Genomic DNA, 16587 nt, shown 5'->3' with positions numbered 1-16587 from the left:
GACCATCCCTACAACGTGGATGCGAAAGCGATCAACGACACCTTCCAGGGCAGTGACCAGATGTTCGTGGTGATCGAGGGGGATGAGCCGAACGCCCTCAAGGATCCCGAATTGTTGATCAACGTCGATAACTTTCAGCGCTACCTGGAAACTCAGCCCCAGATCGGTGGGACGGTGTCGATGGTGGATTTGATCGGACCGATCAACGCCAATTTGCACGAGGGCAATCGCCGCTTCGAGGACTTGGGCCACACCGCCGACATCAACGGCGAACTGCTGTTCATGTACCTGACTGGTACCGATCCAGGGGATATGGATCGGTTCATGGACACCGACTTCAAGGATGGCTCGGTGACCATGTTCTTCCGCGACCATAAGGGCGACACCATTCGTACTGCTATGTCGCGGATCGAGGAATACGTCGAAAACAACCCCTTGCCGGGCGACTCCCACTACCGGTTGGCCGGTGGCCTGGTCGGGGTGCTGGCTGCGGTTAACGAGGAAGTATTCGCGCGCCAGGTGGAGAGCATCGCCCTGGCGTTGTTGACACTTTTTGTGTTGTCCGCGATTGCCTACCGTTCCACCATAGCGGGGCTGTTCTATATGCCGCTGGTGGTCATGTCGAACACGATTACCTTTGCCTTCATGGCCTGGAAGGGGATCGGCATGAACATCAATACGCTACCGGTGGCGGCGCTCGGAATTGGCTTGGGCGTAGACTATGCGTTCTACATTGTTGATGGAGTGAAGGAACGGTTCAGGGAAACCGGCGACGTGGTGGCGTCTATCCGCGGCTCCTTGCTGACGGCAGGGCGCGGCGTGCTGATCACCGGCGGCACGATGATCGCGAGCGTGCTGGTGTGGTACGCCTCGTCGTTGAAGTTCCAGGCCGAGATGGGGCTATTGATGGCGTTGTGGTTGACTGTGTCGGCCATCACGTCGCTGTTGCTGATTCCGGCCATGATTTATGTGTTCAGACCAAGATTCGTATTCGGTGACGGTGCCACAACGCCCGGACACCCCGCCGTAACGGCATAAGGTAAGGCGTGTGGGCGCTTGCGCGCATCGCCGCATTTAGTGATGGGGAAGACATGGCCGATTTGATCAAGCTTTGCAAGGCAGAAGACGTAGCGCCCGGACAGTCCTTTCAGGTGGATGCCGATGGCATGCCGGCGCTGGCGGTGTACAACCTGGAGGGGGAGTACTTCGTGAGCAACAATATGTGCACCCACGGCATGGCCTGGCTGACAGACGGCTACGTCGAGGGCGACGAAGTGGAGTGCCCGTTCCACGGCGGACGCTTCAGCATCCGCACTGGCGAGCCAACGGCGTTCCCGTGTGTGGTGCCGATTCAGACCTACCCGGTATCGCTGGTCGATGGTTTTGTGTGTATCGAACCGGCTGCCTGAGCAGCTGTGACGTTTAGCCAGGGAGTATTTTGGGTTTGGTAACGCTGGACATGGCCGCGCTGACGCCGGTGGAACTGCACTACCACGTCAACAAGCTGTTGAGTCAATACGTCGAGTGCATAGACGATGATCGGCTCGAAGAATGGCCCGATTTTTTTGTCGAAGACTGCCTGTATCAGGTGGTATCGCGCGAGAATGCCGACCGCGGGCTGCCGACCGCGGCCATGTACTGCGATAGCCGTGGCATGTTGGCCGACCGGGTGGTAGCGCTACGCCACGCCAATATCTACGCCCGACATTACTACCGGCACATCCTGAGCAACGTCGACGTGAAAGGCGTGCAGGACGGCGCGATTGTCGTCCACAGCAACTATCTGGTGCTGCAGACGCTGGTCGAAGGCGACACCAAAGTGTTCAGCGCCGGCAAGTATCTGGACCGTATTGTGTCGACCGCCGATGGCTTGCGATTTGCCCGCAGGGTCGTGGTGTTCGACACTTACCGTATTCCCAACCTGTTGGTTACGCCGCTTTAAAGACACGCGCCCGGGCGATTGCCCGCTGCTGATCGGAGGTTCCCCCATGAATGCCATCCGCGACCCCGCACTTGGTCACCTGGCCTGGCCGGCAGCTGGCGGCAGCCGTGTGCCCTTCGGTGTGTTTACCGACCCGGCCGTGTACGAGCTGGAACAGCAGCGCCTTTTCCGGGGCGAAAGCTGGTCCTTTGTTGCGCTTGAGGCGGAGATTCCAAACAGCGGCGACTACAAGACCACCTTTGTCGGCGACTCACCGGTAGTCATCAGCCGCGCCGAGGACGGCTCGCTGCACGCCTACGTCAACCGCTGTGCGCACCGTGGGGCGGCCATTTGCCGCGAGCTGCGCGGCAATGTGCAAAATCACCTGTGCGTCTACCACCAGTGGGCCTACGACCTCAAAGGCAACCTGATTGGCGTACCGTTTCGGCGTGGCCTGAACGGCCAAGGGGGCATGCCCGCCGACTTCGACATGAAGCAGCATGGTCTGCAGAAGCTGCGTGTCCAGGCGCTTGCCGGCCTGGTATTTGCCACCTTCTCCGAGTCAGTGGAGCCGCTTGAGGACTACCTGGGGCCGATGCCGCGGCAGGCGATTGAGCGCATCATGAGCCGGCCAATCAAGGTGCTGGGCGATCAGCGCCAGTTCGTGGCCGGCAACTGGAAGCTGTACGCGGAGAACACGCGCGATCCCTACCACGCCAGCCTGCTGCACCTGTTCCACTGCACCTTCGGCCTGTATCGGTCCAGCCAGAAGGGCGTCAGCGTAATGGATGCGAAGCATCGTCACTCCATGCTGACCGCCATGCGCGGCACCGACGACGGCAAGCTTGAGGATTATCAGGACACGCGGACCTATAACGCCGATTTCGTTCTGTCCGACCCGTCCTTGCTGGCCGGTCGGCAGGAGTTTGACGACGGTGTCACGCTGGTGATCCTGGCGGTGTTTCCGAACCTGGTGGTGCAGCAGATTTCCAACACCCTGGCGGTGCGCCAGATCATCCCGCGCGGCGTGGACAAGTTCGAGTTGGTATGGACCCAGTTCGGCTATGCCGACGACGATGCCGACATGGACCTTATTCGTAACAAGCAGGGTAACCTGATCGGTCCGGCCGGTTTGGTGTCCATGGAAGATGGCGAAGCGGTTGAAATCGTCCACCGTTCCATTATTCGCGATCAGGACAAGAGTTCCTACATCGCAATGGGCGGCGAGCAGGCCAAGGACGCGCAGCACCTGGTGACCGAGGGCAGCATCATCGGGTTCTGGGAGTACTACCGCGAAATAATGGGTTGGGCTGCCTAGGCCATACACTGGGATTTGTGAGTTATGCCTGGAAAAATGCTGGATTTTTATATCGATTTCACCAGTCCATTCACGTATCTGTGCAACCTCAAGTTGCCCGATCTGGTGGCCAAGTACGGTTGTCAGTTGAACTACCACCCTATCGACATCCCGACCGCCAAGCTGGCGGCAGGTAACTACGGCCCTTCCAATCGACAGGTGCCGGCCAAGATCCGCGCCCTTATGCAGGACCTGAACCGGTGGGCCGATCACTACGGTGTGCCGTTCAAATTTCCGAAGGGTCTTAACGCCTGGCGTATGAATATCGGCACTTTCTACGCCATTGAAAAAGACAGGGCTCGCCAATATGTAGACGAGGCCTACCGGCTGGTGTGGGGGGAAGGTGTCGATCCCGACGACGAAGGCGTGCTGCGTGGGCTCGCCAAAACGGCCGGTCTGGATGCTGACGAGTTTATGGTCTTCGTGTCGTCGCGGGCGGGCGAGAAGGCTTACGAGGCGTCGCGAGTCGCGGCGCATGCCCGCGGGGTGTACGGTGTGCCGATAATGATGCTGGACGACCAGATCTGGTGGGGCAACGATCGACTGATGTTTGTTGAGGAATACCTCAAGGCCCACGCAGCCTGAGGGATGCACGAGAACTTCCATGCCGATTTACGAATACTCCTGCCGCGCCTGCGGCGTGCAGCGCGAGATGCTGCAGAAAGTAAGTGAACCCGTCCTGACCCAGTGTCCGGCGTGTGGCGCCGAAGCGTTCGAGAAAAAAGTCTCCGCGGCGGGCTTTCAGTTGAAGGGCAGTGGCTGGTATGTGACCGATTTTCGTGGCGGGCGGAAGGATTCTGGCGCCAGCCCGGACTCGCCAGCGGCGAGCAGTAGTGATGCCAGCAGCGGCGACGGCAAAAGCTCGGACGCCGCCGCACCGGCAGGCAGCGGCACTGCTTCTGGTGCCACTGCTCCTAAGCCCCCAGCCAGCCCGGTTGCCGCCAGCTGAGATTCGGCGCGTCCGGCGCCGGGCGAGCGGGGGCCAGTCTCCGCTGCGCCTGGCGCTTTTTTGTTTCCTGACCGGGCCTTGACCCTTGCGCCACCCCGAATGAACTGCCGGAGCCGTTAGTGCGAAGTGTTTACTGTGGGCTGGTCGATAGCTCGGCCCTGGATCAGACGGTTACTTTATGTGGCTGGGTGCATCGTCGACGCGACCACGGCGGGGTTATCTTTATCGACCTTCGCGACCGCGAAGGCCTGCTGCAGGTGGTGATCGACCCGGACACGGAAACGGCGTTTCGCATCGCCGAGCAGATCCGGTCAGAGTATGTTCTGCAGGTCGTCGGGCGGGTGCGCCGACGGCCGGAGGGCACGGAAAACGCCGGTTTGCGCAGTGGCCAGATCGAGGTGCTGGCAACTCACATCGAAGTGCTGAACGTCGCCCAGACGCCGCCGTTTCAGATCGACGAGGACGACGTTCACGAAGACAAGCGCCTGCGCTACCGCTATCTCGATCTGCGTCGACCGGTCATGCTGGAGCGTCTGCGGCTGCGGGCACGGGTCAGTGGCTGGCTGCGCCGCTTTCTGGAAGACAAAGGTTTTCTGGACGTCGAAACGCCCATCCTCACTCGCGCCACGCCCGAGGGTGCGCGCGATTACCTGGTGCCAAGTCGCGTGCACCAGGGCAGTTTTTTCGCGTTGCCGCAGTCGCCGCAGTTGTTCAAGCAGATCCTGATGATGGGTGGTCTGGACCGTTATTTCCAGATCGCCCGCTGCTTTCGCGACGAGGATCTGCGCGCCGATCGCCAGCCGGAGTTCACGCAGCTGGATATCGAGGCCTCGTTCCTGGACGAGAACGCGTTCATGGCCATCATGGAGACCATGATCCGCGGCCTGTTCGCAGACGTGCTGGGCGTACAGCTTCCCGACCCGCTGCCGCGCATGAGTCATGCCGAGTGCATGTCGCGCTACGGCATCGATCGGCCCGACCTGCGTAACCCGCTGGAACTGGTCGAGATGTCGGACCTGCTGCGCGATACCGATTTCAAGGTTTTCGCGGGTCCCGCCAACGACCCCGAAGGTCGCGTGGCAGCATTGTGCGTGCCCGGTGGCGGTGCGAGCCTGAGCCGGCGCGAGCTCGACAACTACGTCGAGTTCGTCAAGCAGTTCGGTGCCCGGGGCTTGGCGTATATCCGTTTGGCCGAGGGCACGGACGGCGGCGTCGAGTGGCAGTCGCCGATCGTCAAGTTTCTGCGCCCCCAGACGGTCGCCGCAATGTTGGAACGAGTGGGCGCGGGCGTTGGCGACGTGGTGTTCTTTGGGGCCGATAAGGCGAACGTGGTCAACGGCTACCTCAGTCATTTGCGCAGCAGGCTGGCGGATGACCTTGGCCTGCTCGACGGCGGATGGAAGCCGCTGTGGGTGGTGGATTTCCCGATGTTCGAGCGCGATTCCGACGCCGGCCGCTGGCAGGCGCTTCATCATCCGTTCACGGCGCCCCAGGTCGCCGATACCGAGGCCATGCTGGCCGATCCGGGCAACTGCCTGTCACGGGCTTACGACATGGTTCTTAACGGATCGGAAATTGGCGGTGGTTCCATCCGCATCCATCGCCCGGAAATGCAGCAGGCGGTGTTCGGGCTACTGGGGATTGGCGAGGACGAGGCGCAGGCTAAGTTCGGCTTTCTGCTGGAGGCGCTGGGCTACGGCGCGCCGCCCCACGGTGGCATGGCGTTTGGCATCGATCGCCTGGTGATGCTGATGGCTGGCGCAAGTTCCATCCGCGAGGTGATCGCCTTTCCCAAGACGCAGCGTGCGCATTGCCCGTTGACGGACGCGCCGTCGGCGGTCGAAGATACCCAGCTGCGGGAACTTGGTCTGCGCAGCGTTACCAAGAAGCCCGCAAGCGCCTGATCGATATAGCGATAACCGCCATGGCCGGTCATTCCAAGTGGGCTAACATTCAGCACCGCAAGCGGGCGCAGGACGCCAAGCGTGGCAAGCTGTTCACGAAACTGATTCGCGAGATTACCGTCGCCGCCCGCTCGGGCGGTGGCGACCCTGCCACCAACCCGCGCCTGCGCACCGCCATCGACAAGGCGCTGGTGGGGAACATGACGCGCGATACCATTGAGCGCGCCACCAAGCGCGGCAGCGGTGGTGGCGACGGCGATAACTATGAGGCGGTGCGCTACGAAGGCTACGGCCCGGGCGGGGTCGCCATCATGCTCGACTGCCTCACTGACAACCGTAATCGAACGGTCGGCGAAGTGCGGCACCTGTTTTCAAAAAACGGTGGCAATCTGGGTACCGATGGCTCCGTGGCGTATCTGTTCGAGTCGCACGGGGCGATCGTTTTGCCGCTTGAAATGACCGAAGACCGGGCGTTCGAGCTGGCGCTTGAGGCTGGTGCGGACGACGTGCTGGTGCAGGAAGGCGGCATCGAACTGCTGACCGCACCCGTGCGCCTGCACGAGGTGCGTGAAACCTTGCTCGGGCTGGGGGTCGAGCCGCAGTCGGCGGAACTGGTGGAACGGCCAGTGACCGGAGTTGAACTCGACATGGAGCAAACGCTTCAGGTGGTCAAGCTCCTGGATGCGCTCGAAGACCTCGACGACGTGCAGCAGGTGTACTCGAACGCGGAGTTTTCGGACGAGGCTCTGGCCACGCTGGCGTGACGCGCATACTCGGCATCGACCCTGGATCGCGGTTGACCGGCTTTGGATTGATCGAGGCGCGCCGTGGGCAGTCCGGTTACCTTGACAGTGGCGTGATCCGCACCGGCGATGGTCCGCTCGACGTCCGGCTTGGGGTCATTTTCCAGGGCGTTTGCGAGCTGGTGGCTGAGTTTCAGCCGACGGCGGTGGTGGTTGAAGGGGTATTCGTGCACCGCAATGTCGGCTCTGCCCTAAAGCTTGGTCAGGCACGTGGCGCCGCCATCGTGGCAGCGGCCTTCCGCGGTGTGCCGGTGACCGAGTACTCGCCGGCGGAAATCAAGAAAAGCGTGGTCGGCAACGGCCGGGCCGCCAAAGCCCAGGTGCAGTTCATGGTGGCGCGTTTACTCGGCCTTGCCAGTCTGCCGCGAACCGATGCCGCCGATGCCCTGGCCGGCGCGCTGTGTCATGCCCAGTGTCTGCTGGGTGGCCTGGCGCTGGCAGCTACCAGGCGCAGACGTTGATCGGTCGGCTCAGCGGCACACTGTTGGCCAAGGCACCGCCGGCCTTGCTGCTCGATGTGGCGGGTGTCGGCTACGAGCTTGAAGCGCCGATGAGTACGTTCTACCGGCTGCCGGCGCTGGGCGAATCGGTAGTGCTGCACACGCACCTGGTGGTACGGGAAGATGCACAGTTACTGTACGGCTTCGCGAGTGAGGCCGAGCGGGCACTGTTCCGGCAACTGCTGAAAGTCAGTGGTGTTGGGGCCAAGCTGGCGCTGGTGATTCTGTCTGGAGTCGCGGTGCAGGAACTGATCGAGATTGTGCAGGAGGCCGACGTCGCGCGCCTGGTGCGTATTCCGGGTATTGGTCGCAAGACCGCCGAGCGGCTGATCCTGGAACTGCGCGAACCCCTGGGTCGGCTGGCAGTGGCCGCGTCCGCCAGTTTTGTGTCGCGGGACGGCGACGCGCTTCAGGATGCCGCCAGCGCGCTCGAAGCGCTCGGTTACAAACCGGCCGAGGCGCGAGCGGCGCTGCGCGATCTGGCTACCGACGGCCTGCGTAGCGAAGACCTGATCCGGTCCGCCTTGAAACGGCTGATGCGGGGTTAAGCGTGGCCATCGAGCGCGACGGCATATTGCAACCACAGGCCATAGCCGTCGACGAACCGCATGTCGAGCGTGGCATCCGGCCAAGCCGCATGGCCGACTACGTCGGCCAGCGCGCGATCCGCGAACAGATGGACATCTTCATCGGTGCCGCGCGCGCGCGCGGCGAAGCCATGGATCATGTGCTTCTGTATGGACCGCCGGGGCTTGGCAAGACCACGCTGGCGCACATCATTGCCCACGAGCTTGGTGTCGGCCTGCGCAGCACCTCGGGTCCGGTGCTGGAGCGGCCAGGCGACCTGGCTGCCATTCTCACCAATCTTGACGCCAACGACGTGCTGTTCGTAGACGAGATACACCGCCTGAGCGCCACCGTTGAGGAGGTGTTGTACCCGGCAATGGAGGACGGGCAACTGGACATCATCATCGGCGAAGGCCCGGCGGCGCGCTCGATCAAGCTTGATGTGCCGCCGTTCACTCTGGTTGGCGCGACCACCCGTGCCGGGCTGCTGACCTCACCGCTGCGCGACCGCTTCGGCATTGTGGCGCGGCTGGAGTTCTACGACGAACCGGAGTTGACGCTGATCGTGCAGCGCGCCGCGCGTTTGCTGGGCTTCGGCCTGGATGAGGGTGGCGCGCATGAACTGGCGCGTCGTTCCCGTGGTACGCCGCGTATTGCCAATCGCCTGCTGCGACGCGCCCGCGACTATGCACAGATGCGTGCCGATGGCGCGGTCACGCGCGAGGTGGCCGATGCGGCGCTCGCCATGCTGGATGTCGATCAGCGCGGTCTGGACGGCAACGACCGGCGCCTGCTGCTTGCCGTGCTCCAGAAATTCGGCGGCGGGCCGGTCGGGGTGGACAATCTGGCCGCGGCCATTGGGGAAACGCGCGACACCATTGAGGATGTCATTGAGCCGTTCCTGATCCAGCAGGGCCTGCTGATGCGTACACCACGTGGTCGCGTTGCGACCGAGGCTGCCACGCTCTACCTTGGTTTGCCACCCACCTCGGTACCGCTGGTTCCGTCGGATGACAGCCCGGACGACTGACCGTCCTGCCCAGCGGCAAGTTGCCACGGGCTCGAGCCCCGCCGACTGTTAGAATTCCGCGTCACGATTACTGTCTTAGCCAACAATCGGGTCGGGTCCCCGCCAGGGACCGATTGTGTTGTGGCGATTTTTCCCGCGGAGCCTTGCTTGGCCAACGAGTTGTCGATTACCCACCTCATTCTTGGCGCCGGCCCGGTCGTCAAAATGGTGATGCTGATCCTGCTGGCGGCCTCGGTGCTGTCCTGGACCATCATGTTGCGAAAGCGGCGAGCTTTCGCTCAGGTCGCGACCGCCATCGAAGGCTTCGAGCGCCGTTTCTGGTCCGGCCGGGACATGGAGGAGCTCTACCGCGTAGCGGCCAGTAGCGTGTACCCGCCTGGCAGCGTGGAGGGGGTATTCATCGGCGGCTACAAGGAATTCCGGCACCTGTACGAGCAGTCGCATCTGCCGATAGAAGCCGCGCTCGACTCCGCCCAGCGCGGGATGCGGGCCGGCATGTCGCGCGAGATGGAGGCGCTCGACGAGCACCTGCCATACCTGGCCACGATCGGATCGATCAGTCCTTACATCGGTTTGTTCGGCACCGTGTGGGGCATCATGGCGGCCTTTCAGGCACTCGGTTCGACCGGCCAGCCCACGCTTGCGCTGGTGGCGCCGGCCATCTCCGAAGCCCTGGTCGCGACGGCGATGGGACTGTTTGCCGCCATTCCGGCGGTGATTGCCTATAACCGCTTCGCTGCCGAAGTGGAGCATCGTGCTGGCCAGTATGAGGCGTTTATTGAGGAGTTTATGAGCCTGCTGCAACGCCAGGCGCACGCATTTCGTGCCGGTTTAGGCCAACGCGGCGCGGCGGCGGCGCGCTAAACGCCGTGGCACAGGCACAAGGTCGGCGTCGGCGCAGCCGGGTGATGGCGGAAATCAACGTCGTGCCCTATATCGATGTGATGCTGGTGCTGCTGATCATCTTCATGATCACAACGCCGTTGCTGGAGCAGGGCGTGAAGGTTGACCTGCCGCAGACCAAGGGCCAGGAAATTCCTGCCGAGCAACAAACCCCGGTCCAGGTGACAGTGGACCGGGACGGCAGGTTCTACTTCGATTTCAAGACGTATCGCAGCGAGCCCGGCAAGCCGGAGGATGCGGCGCGCCTGGTGGCCCTGACCCGGGTAGCGCTGGACAAGGATCCCGATGCGCCGGTCGTGGTGCGTGGCGACAAGGCGGTGCCCTATCAGTCGGTCATTGAGGCAATGGCGCTTCTGCAGCAAGCCGGTGCGAAGAAGGTAGGTTTGATAACCCAGGTGACTGATTGACTCCATGGTGACGCGGCGTAGTTCCAAGATGGGCCTGTCGCGGCCTTTACTGTGGGCGGTGCTGCTGCATGTGGTACTGATACTTTTGCTGACCGTGGGTATCGAATGGTGGAACCCCGAGCCGGCACGCCCAGCCGGCCAGCCTATCGAAGCCGAAGTGATCGACCCGGCAGCTCTTGATGCGGCGCGCGCCGAAGTGGAAGCAGCTGAACGCGCCAGTGCCCAGGCGCAGCGCGATCGTCATAGCAAGGCGGCGGCCGAGGAGCGGCGAATCGAAGAACTCCAGCGTCAACGCGCGCAGGAGCAAGAGCGCGCGCAAACCGCTACACGAGAGCGACAAGCGGCCGAGGCAGCTGCCCAGCGGGCCGCCGAACAAGTCAAACAGCAGCGTGCCGAGGCCCAGAAAGCAGCACAGGCCAAGCAGCTGGCGGACGCCGCTGCGCGCGCCGCCGCCGAGAAGGCCGCGCAAGCCAAGCGTCAGGCGGATGCCGAAGCCGCCAGTCAACGCGCGCAAGCGACCAAGGCGGCGGCCGAGAAAGCCGCCGCGGCTAAGGCAGCCGCGTCCAAGGCAGCTGCCGACAAAGCGGCGGCGGAGCGGGCCGCGGCGTCAAAAGCGGCCGCCGACAAGGCCGCGGCTGACAAGGCAGCGGTTGCCAATGCAGCGGCCGCCCAGGCGGCTGCCAGCGCCGACCAGGCGAATCAGATCAGCGGCTATGTCGCCGCGATTCAGCGCCAGGTTCAGGCGCGTTGGCGCAAGCCAATGAACTGGCCGCCTGGCCTGCAATGTGATGTGCGGGTCAAACTGCTGCCCAGCGGCGAGGTCATCAGCGTGCAGGTCGTCAGTTGTGGCGACGCCCCGGTGTTTATCGATTCGGTGCAGGAGGCAGTCACGGCGGCATCGCCCTTACAGGTTCCCACAGACGTTAGGTTGTTCAATGAACACTTCCGAAATTTCATTTTTGTATTCAAAGCCGAAATGGGTTGAGCTCGGGCTGTTAGGCCTGTTGCTGGTACTGCTTGCCGGCACCGCGCGCGCAGAACTTCGGATCGAGATCACCCAGGGCGCGGCGCAGACTATCCCCATTGCGGTAGTGCCCTACGGCGGCGATAGCGCAGGTGCGGATGCCATCCACGCAGTTATTGGGGCGGACCTCGGCCGCTCCGGCCAGTTCCGTCTGGTGCCGGATGATCAGATGGTGTCGCGACCGACCGAGGCCACGCAGGTGGATTTTCGGGACTGGCAGCTGGTTATGGCCCAGTACGTCACGATAGGTCGCGTTCTGCCGGGGCTGGATGGAAAGGCCGATGTGGAGTTTGAGCTGTTCAACGTCGCGACTGGCCAGCGTATGACCGGCGCCCGTTTTGCCGGGGTGGCGCCCGCCAACAGGCGGCGCCTTGCCCACCATATCGCCGATCTCATCTACGAGGCCATCACGGGTGTGCGCGGCGTTTTCAGCACCCGCGTGACTTATGTGACGCAGGTTGGCAACAACTATGAGTTGCAGGTGGCCGATGCTGATGGCCACAATCCGGTCACCGTCTTGCGTACGCAGGAGCCGGTCCTGTCGCCGGCCTGGTCTGCGGACGGCCGCTTCGTGGCCTATGCGACCTACAGCAACCGCAGGGCGGCCATCTTTCGCCAGGATGTGAGCACGGGCGTTCGCCAGTTGGTGTCGTCGTTTCCGGGCCTGAACGGGGCCCCGGCATTTTCCCCGGATGGCCACCGTATTGCCATGGTCTTGTCCAAGGACGGCAACCCCGACATCTACGTCATGGATCTTGCTGGCGGCCCACCAAGGCGGTTGTCCCAGCACTACGCCATCGATACGGAACCGACCTGGTCGCCCGATGGGCGCTACATTTACTTCACCTCGGACCGCAGTGGCGGGCCACAGATATACCGCGTTCCGTCCACGGGTGGTGCCGAAATGCGCGTGACCTTCGAGGGCAATTACAACACTCGTGCCAGGGTGTCGCCGGATGGACGCAAGCTGGCAATGGTGCATGGCGCTGCCGGTCGGGGCTACCGCATCGCCGTGCAGGATATCGCCAGCCGTCGCCTGGACGTATTGACCGACGGCCCGCTCGACGAGTCCCCGAGCTTTGCGCCGAACGGTCAGATCATCATCTATACTACGAAATCAGGCGGCGCCGAGGCGCTGGCCACGGTATCGGTTGACGGCAATGTACGCCAGCGTCTGGGTATCTCCCAGGCCAAGGTGCGCGAGCCGGGCTGGTCGCCATTTGGTTCTGCCCCTTAGATTCTTCCACCCTTGCGAGGAGCTTCTGCGCATGAAGAAGTTTTTGTATGTATGCGTAATTGCCCTGACTGCCGTTGCAGTCACCGGCTGCGGCAAGAAAGCGACCACGCGAGCTGGTGCCGATTCGGCCACAAGTGCCGGTGCAAGCGGCGCTAACGGCGCAGGGACCAGCGGTGCCGGCACGGGCAGCGGCTTTGCCGCGGGGTCTTTGGATGACCCGAGCAGCCCCCTGTCTCAGCGGCGGATTTATTTCGACGTTGATCGTTACGACGTGAGCGACGAATACCGCTCCCTGGCCGAAGCCCATGCCGGTTACCTGCGCGGCAGCCCGAGCGCGGCGGTGACCCTGGAAGGCCACACCGACGAGCGCGGCTCGCGTGAATACAACATTGCGCTTGGCGAGCGCCGTTCCAATGCGGTGCGCGACTTGCTGGTGGCTTTGGGCGCCTCGGGCACCCAGATCACCACCGTCAGTTATGGCGAGGAAAAACCCGCCAGCGATTGCCATGACGAAAGCTGCTGGTCGCAAAATCGCCGCGTGGAAATCGTGTACACGGCCCGGTAAGTACGGATGCGCTTATGTTCCGGCCGCACCGGCGGCGCCTTTGCCCTGTTATTGACCATGGCTGGTGGGGCGGTGGCCGCGCCCCGCGCCATGGATTTCGACCAGCGCCTGAGCGCGGTGGAGCAGGCCGTAGGCGCGGCGAGTAGTGGCGGCAGCCAAAGCCAGGCGCAGCTGGTCATCCAGCTGCAGCAGATGCAGGCGGAATTGCGCCAGCTGCGCGGCATGGTGGAGGAGAGTGCCAACCAGGTGCAGCAACTGCAGAAGCGGCAGCGCGAGTTTTATCTGGATCTCGACGGTCGTTTGAGCGCACTGGAGTCGGGCGGTACGGCTGTCCCCAGGCCACCGCAAACAGGTACTGCCCCCCCCGTTGCGCAACCATCCTCCCCGCAGCTCGCTGCTGGCAGCGAGACCCCACCGCCAGCGCCGCCCGCGGCTGATGCGGCGCCGGTGGAGCGCCCGATCAATGCGCCTACTCCAACCCAGGGGCAGGAAATCATGCCGCCGGCACAGCAACCGGGGTCGGCGGCGGTCGCTGTGGCGCCCGGCGTCAACGCGGGCGAGCAGGAAGCCTACAGGGCGGCCTCGGACCTGCTCAGAATCGGGCGTTACGACGAGGCCATCACCGGCTTTCAGGCGCAACTCTCACAGTATCCGGGCGGTGCTCTGTCGGATAACGCCCAATACTGGATTGGCGAAGCGTATTACGTCACCCGGCAGTTCGACCGTGCGTTGGCGGAATTCCAGCGCGTCGCGGCCGAGTACCCACAATCACCCAAAGCGGCCGATGCCTTGCTGAAGGTTGGTTACATCCAGTACGAACGGCGCGAGTTTTCTGCCGCCCGTCAGACACTGGACAGCCTGAAAACCACCTGGCCCAACAGCCCGGCGGCGCGCCTGGCTGAAAACCGCCTGCGTCGAATGCAGGAAGAGGGCATCTGAGCCGCCCTGCGGCCGATTGGCAATGCTCCAGGGAACCCATGCGCCGCAGGCCGTTCAGCCAGCGGTGCGGCTAAAGATCACCGAAATCTTTCACTCGATTCAGGGCGAGGGGCTGACGGCTGGCGTCCCGACGGCGTTTGTGCGCTTAACCGGCTGTCCGCTGCGTTGCGGTTACTGCGATACCGCCTACGCGTTCAGCGGTGGCGAGTATCTGGAGCTTGCCGCGATCATGGCCCAGGTCGGAGGTTTCGGCGCCTCGCACGTGACCGTGACCGGCGGTGAGCCACTGGCCCAGGCCGGGTGTCTCGATTTGCTGACGGGCCTGTGCGATGCCGGCTACCAGGTGTCGCTGGAGACCAGCGGCGCGCTGGACGTGGCTGAAGTCGACCGGCGGGTGGTGCTGGTCTTGGACCTGAAGACACCCGCTTCCGGCGAATGCGCCCGTAATCGCTACGCCAATGTCGAACACTTGAAACCCGGTGACCAGGTGAAGTTTGTATTGGCGGATCGCGCCGACTATGACTGGGCGGTTGCCACGGCCGCGCGGTACCGGCTGGGCGAGCGGGCCACGGTGCTGCTGTCACCGGTGCACGGCGCGCTTGAGGCTGCCAGGCTCGCCGACTGGATGCTGGCCGATCGCCTGTCGTACCGCTTGCAGCTGCAATTGCACAAGCTGCTGTGGGGCGAGGTGCCCGGGCGATGACACGACCAGCCGTCGTCCTGCTATCCGGTGGGCTCGATTCCGCGACGGTGCTCGCAATGGCTCGCGCTGATGGCTATGACTGCCACGCACTGAGCATTAACTATGGCCAGCGCCACGGCGCGGAACTTATCGCCGCAGCGCGGGTGGCTGTGGCGGGCGGTGCGTTGAGCCAGCGAACGGTGTCGGTGAATCTGGACGCCATCGGTGGCTCGGCGCTCACCGACAGCAGCATCGCGGTGCCGTCCGCGCCCAGTGCCGGCATCCCCATCACCTACGTGCCGGCGCGCAACACGGTGTTTCTGGCAATCGCACTCGGCTATGCCGAGGTGCTGGCGGCACAGGCGATCTTTGTAGGCGTGAACGCCGTTGACTACTCTGGCTATCCAGACTGTAGGCCGGCCTACATCGACGCGTTTCGCGCCCTGGCCGCGGTCGCCACCAGGGCGGGCGTGGAAGGCCATGCCCCCCGTATCGAAGCGCCGTTGCTACACCTTGCCAAGGCCGACATCATCCGCCGCGGGCTGGAACTGGGCGTCGATTATGGGCTGACAGTGTCTTGTTATAATGCCGACCCGCTCGGCCGCGCCTGTGGCCACTGCGACGCCTGCCATTTACGGGCACAGGGATTCAGCGCCGCCGGCGTGCCCGATCCTACGGTTTACTTTTTTGCCTGAGGGAGCGTTTTGTTCCGCCGGGCCGTTAGCTCAGTCGGTAGAGCAGCGGACTTTTAATCCGCGTGTCCAGGGTTCGATTCCCTGACGGCCCACCATATTTTTCAATGAGTTACAGTTTCACACTAGGACAATGAAGAGTGGTGTCACTGTTGTGTCACGTTGCGGGCGTCGTTCAAAAATTAGTGGCGCGGACCGCCTTCTCGGAAATCTGGAGCCCGTGTTCATGAAAGGGGCCAATTTCATCCTAAGGTTGATATATTGTGAGGTAACGATTCGCACCTGCAGGAGACGATAGTGACAGCGTCACTTCATTACGAAGCGCCGCCGCTGATTGAAGTTGTCTACGATTTGGAATTTCAACCACTGGACGCATTTCGTGCGCCTCACTTTGGGCTGTTCTGGTCTCGCTTGGTTGAGAGCTTCCCTCGATGTGAGCAGGCTCCGCCGCTTGGGGATTTCCAGATCATTGCAGGTATTCCGTTGCCTCGGGTCTGGCTCCTGGGTGAGCCATTTCTTATTCAAATGCAAAACAATCGGTTCATTCTTAACTGGAGGAAGGACCCCGACTTCGCCGATTACCCTCGATACCCGAAAGTTAAGGATAAGTTTCGAGAGCTTTACGCCAATTTTAGCGATTTTCTATCTGAATACAATCTCGGAGTTCCAGTCCCAACTGCCTGTGAGCTCAGATATGTGAATCAAATTGACCAAGGAAGTGGATGGAATTCATTGGGCGATCTATCGAAAGTGTTCCGCCACATCTGTTGGAATGCGGATAGCGAGTCAATCCTTGCCAATCCTTTGGCAATTGCGTGGACAGGTCACTTCCAGCTACCCGGGGATATGGGTAAGGTTGTGATTAATATAAAACATGGCAACAAGGCAGACGATACGTCTGTATTAATATTAGAGCTTGTAGCGCAAGGTCCTGTTGGAGACGACGTGTGGGGTTGGTTCGATGTGGCGCGTGATTCTTTAAACCGCTCTTTCCGTGATGTTACCGCAGATGAGATTCAGGAGAATGTATGGCGCCGGAAGTGAATAGGGGCGAGAACTCTGTCTGGTGGTCTCCTCGGCTGGTCGAGCGACCCGTCAGTTCCTCTT

The 16587-nt window shown here is 62.5% G+C and carries 20 protein-coding genes and 1 tRNA gene; all 21 read left to right on the top strand.

The window, feature by feature from the left end:
- Positions 1-1038, top strand: a 1038-nt coding sequence (locus ABZF37_RS09900; protein ID WP_372719411.1) for an RND family transporter, incomplete at its 5' end; no start/stop codon positions are given.
- 53 nt (positions 1039-1091) lie between these two features.
- A complete protein-coding gene (locus ABZF37_RS09895; protein ID WP_372719409.1) occupies positions 1092-1409 on the top strand; it encodes a non-heme iron oxygenase ferredoxin subunit in 318 nt (105 codons plus the stop codon).
- A gap of 50 nt (positions 1410-1459) precedes the next feature.
- Complete coding sequence (locus ABZF37_RS09890) at positions 1460-1942, top strand: aromatic-ring-hydroxylating dioxygenase subunit beta (RefSeq protein WP_372719407.1); 483 nt, start codon at positions 1460-1462, stop codon at positions 1940-1942.
- A gap of 46 nt (positions 1943-1988) precedes the next feature.
- The gene (locus ABZF37_RS09885) at positions 1989-3239 is read left to right on the top strand and encodes an aromatic ring-hydroxylating dioxygenase subunit alpha (RefSeq protein WP_372719405.1); all 1251 of its coding nucleotides are present in this window, start codon (positions 1989-1991) and stop codon (positions 3237-3239) included.
- A gap of 24 nt (positions 3240-3263) precedes the next feature.
- On the top strand, positions 3264-3863 hold the full coding sequence (locus tag ABZF37_RS09880) for a 2-hydroxychromene-2-carboxylate isomerase (RefSeq protein ID WP_372719403.1): 600 nt from the start codon (positions 3264-3266) through the stop codon (positions 3861-3863).
- Between the two features lie 19 nt (positions 3864-3882).
- Positions 3883-4227 carry an FmdB family zinc ribbon protein gene (locus ABZF37_RS09875; protein WP_372719401.1) on the top strand — a complete coding sequence of 115 codons (345 nt, stop codon included), beginning with the start codon at positions 3883-3885 and terminating at the stop codon, positions 4225-4227.
- A gap of 119 nt (positions 4228-4346) precedes the next feature.
- Positions 4347-6131 (top strand): aspartate--tRNA ligase, encoded by a 1785-nt coding sequence (gene aspS / locus ABZF37_RS09870; protein WP_372719399.1) that lies wholly within the window; start codon positions 4347-4349, stop codon positions 6129-6131.
- 20 nt (positions 6132-6151) lie between these two features.
- On the top strand, positions 6152-6895 hold the full coding sequence (locus ABZF37_RS09865; RefSeq protein WP_372719397.1) for a YebC/PmpR family DNA-binding transcriptional regulator: 744 nt from the start codon (positions 6152-6154) through the stop codon (positions 6893-6895).
- Positions 6892-7395, top strand: coding sequence for a crossover junction endodeoxyribonuclease RuvC (gene ruvC / locus ABZF37_RS09860; protein ID WP_372719395.1), 504 nt, complete (start codon positions 6892-6894; stop codon positions 7393-7395). Before ABZF37_RS09865 ends, ruvC begins: the two co-directional genes overlap by 4 nt.
- On the top strand, positions 7392-7982 hold the full coding sequence (gene ruvA, locus ABZF37_RS09855) for a Holliday junction branch migration protein RuvA (protein ID WP_372719393.1): 591 nt from the start codon (positions 7392-7394) through the stop codon (positions 7980-7982). The genes ruvC and ruvA overlap by 4 nt, the downstream gene beginning before the upstream one ends.
- Before the next feature lie 8 nt (positions 7983-7990).
- A complete protein-coding gene (gene ruvB, locus ABZF37_RS09850) occupies positions 7991-9031 on the top strand; it encodes a Holliday junction branch migration DNA helicase RuvB (protein WP_372719413.1) in 1041 nt (346 codons plus the stop codon).
- A gap of 147 nt (positions 9032-9178) precedes the next feature.
- Positions 9179-9895: a protein TolQ gene (gene tolQ / locus ABZF37_RS09845; RefSeq protein ID WP_372719391.1), complete on the top strand. Its 717-nt coding sequence runs from the start codon at positions 9179-9181 to the stop codon at positions 9893-9895.
- 44 nt (positions 9896-9939) lie between these two features.
- Positions 9940-10341, top strand: coding sequence for a protein TolR (gene tolR / locus ABZF37_RS09840; protein ID WP_372719388.1), 402 nt, complete (start codon positions 9940-9942; stop codon positions 10339-10341).
- Between the two features lie 4 nt (positions 10342-10345).
- Positions 10346-11326, top strand: coding sequence for a cell envelope integrity protein TolA (gene tolA / locus ABZF37_RS09835; RefSeq protein WP_372719386.1), 981 nt, complete (start codon positions 10346-10348; stop codon positions 11324-11326).
- The gene (gene tolB / locus ABZF37_RS09830; protein WP_372719384.1) at positions 11277-12602 is read left to right on the top strand and encodes a Tol-Pal system beta propeller repeat protein TolB; all 1326 of its coding nucleotides are present in this window, start codon (positions 11277-11279) and stop codon (positions 12600-12602) included. Before tolA ends, tolB begins: the two co-directional genes overlap by 50 nt.
- A 31-nt stretch (positions 12603-12633) precedes the next feature.
- Positions 12634-13167 carry a peptidoglycan-associated lipoprotein Pal gene (gene pal / locus ABZF37_RS09825; protein ID WP_372719382.1) on the top strand — a complete coding sequence of 178 codons (534 nt, stop codon included), beginning with the start codon at positions 12634-12636 and terminating at the stop codon, positions 13165-13167.
- A gap of 6 nt (positions 13168-13173) precedes the next feature.
- Positions 13174-14106 (top strand): tol-pal system protein YbgF, encoded by a 933-nt coding sequence (gene ybgF, locus ABZF37_RS09820; protein ID WP_372719380.1) that lies wholly within the window; start codon positions 13174-13176, stop codon positions 14104-14106.
- Between the two features lie 22 nt (positions 14107-14128).
- Entirely contained in the window at positions 14129-14809 is a 681-nt protein-coding gene (gene queE / locus ABZF37_RS09815) for a 7-carboxy-7-deazaguanine synthase QueE (protein ID WP_372719378.1), read from the top strand.
- The gene (gene queC, locus ABZF37_RS09810; RefSeq protein WP_372719376.1) at positions 14806-15483 is read left to right on the top strand and encodes a 7-cyano-7-deazaguanine synthase QueC; all 678 of its coding nucleotides are present in this window, start codon (positions 14806-14808) and stop codon (positions 15481-15483) included. The genes queE and queC overlap by 4 nt, the downstream gene beginning before the upstream one ends.
- Positions 15484-15502: 19 nt before the next feature.
- Positions 15503-15578 (top strand) — tRNA-Lys (locus ABZF37_RS09805).
- 199 nt (positions 15579-15777) lie between these two features.
- Complete coding sequence (locus ABZF37_RS09800) at positions 15778-16524, top strand: TIGR04255 family protein (protein WP_372719374.1); 747 nt, start codon at positions 15778-15780, stop codon at positions 16522-16524.
- Positions 16525-16587: the final 63 nt, after the last annotated feature.

The organism is Immundisolibacter sp. (genome assembly GCF_041601295.1).
In the GTDB taxonomy this organism is placed as follows: Bacteria; Pseudomonadota; Gammaproteobacteria; order Immundisolibacterales; family Immundisolibacteraceae; genus Immundisolibacter.
Note: the sequence above shows the minus strand (reverse complement) of the source record. Positions and strands in the feature narration are given on the sequence as shown.

Bases quoted from the DNA above. Each gene is read 5' to 3' on its own strand.
- ABZF37_RS09875 (WP_372719401.1), top strand. From the start codon at position 3,883: ATGCCGATTTACGAATACTCCTGCCGCGCCTGCGGCGTGCAGCGCGAG.
- ABZF37_RS09895 (WP_372719409.1), top strand. From the start codon at position 1,092: ATGGCCGATTTGATCAAGCTTTGCAAGGCAGAAGACGTAGCGCCCGGA.
- ABZF37_RS09865 (WP_372719397.1), top strand. From the start codon at position 6,152: ATGGCCGGTCATTCCAAGTGGGCTAACATTCAGCACCGCAAGCGGGCG.
- pal (WP_372719382.1), top strand. From the start codon at position 12,634: ATGAAGAAGTTTTTGTATGTATGCGTAATTGCCCTGACTGCCGTTGCA.
- queC (WP_372719376.1), top strand. From the start codon at position 14,806: ATGACACGACCAGCCGTCGTCCTGCTATCCGGTGGGCTCGATTCCGCG.
- tolA (WP_372719386.1), top strand. From the start codon at position 10,346: ATGGTGACGCGGCGTAGTTCCAAGATGGGCCTGTCGCGGCCTTTACTG.
- ABZF37_RS09890 (WP_372719407.1), top strand. From the start codon at position 1,460: ATGGCCGCGCTGACGCCGGTGGAACTGCACTACCACGTCAACAAGCTG.
- ABZF37_RS09885 (WP_372719405.1), top strand. From the start codon at position 1,989: ATGAATGCCATCCGCGACCCCGCACTTGGTCACCTGGCCTGGCCGGCA.
- queE (WP_372719378.1), top strand. From the start codon at position 14,129: ATGCTCCAGGGAACCCATGCGCCGCAGGCCGTTCAGCCAGCGGTGCGG.
- ABZF37_RS09880 (WP_372719403.1), top strand. From the start codon at position 3,264: ATGCCTGGAAAAATGCTGGATTTTTATATCGATTTCACCAGTCCATTC.
- ybgF (WP_372719380.1), top strand. From the start codon at position 13,174: ATGCGCTTATGTTCCGGCCGCACCGGCGGCGCCTTTGCCCTGTTATTG.
- tolB (WP_372719384.1), top strand. From the start codon at position 11,277: ATGAACACTTCCGAAATTTCATTTTTGTATTCAAAGCCGAAATGGGTT.
- tolR (WP_372719388.1), top strand. From the start codon at position 9,940: ATGGCGGAAATCAACGTCGTGCCCTATATCGATGTGATGCTGGTGCTG.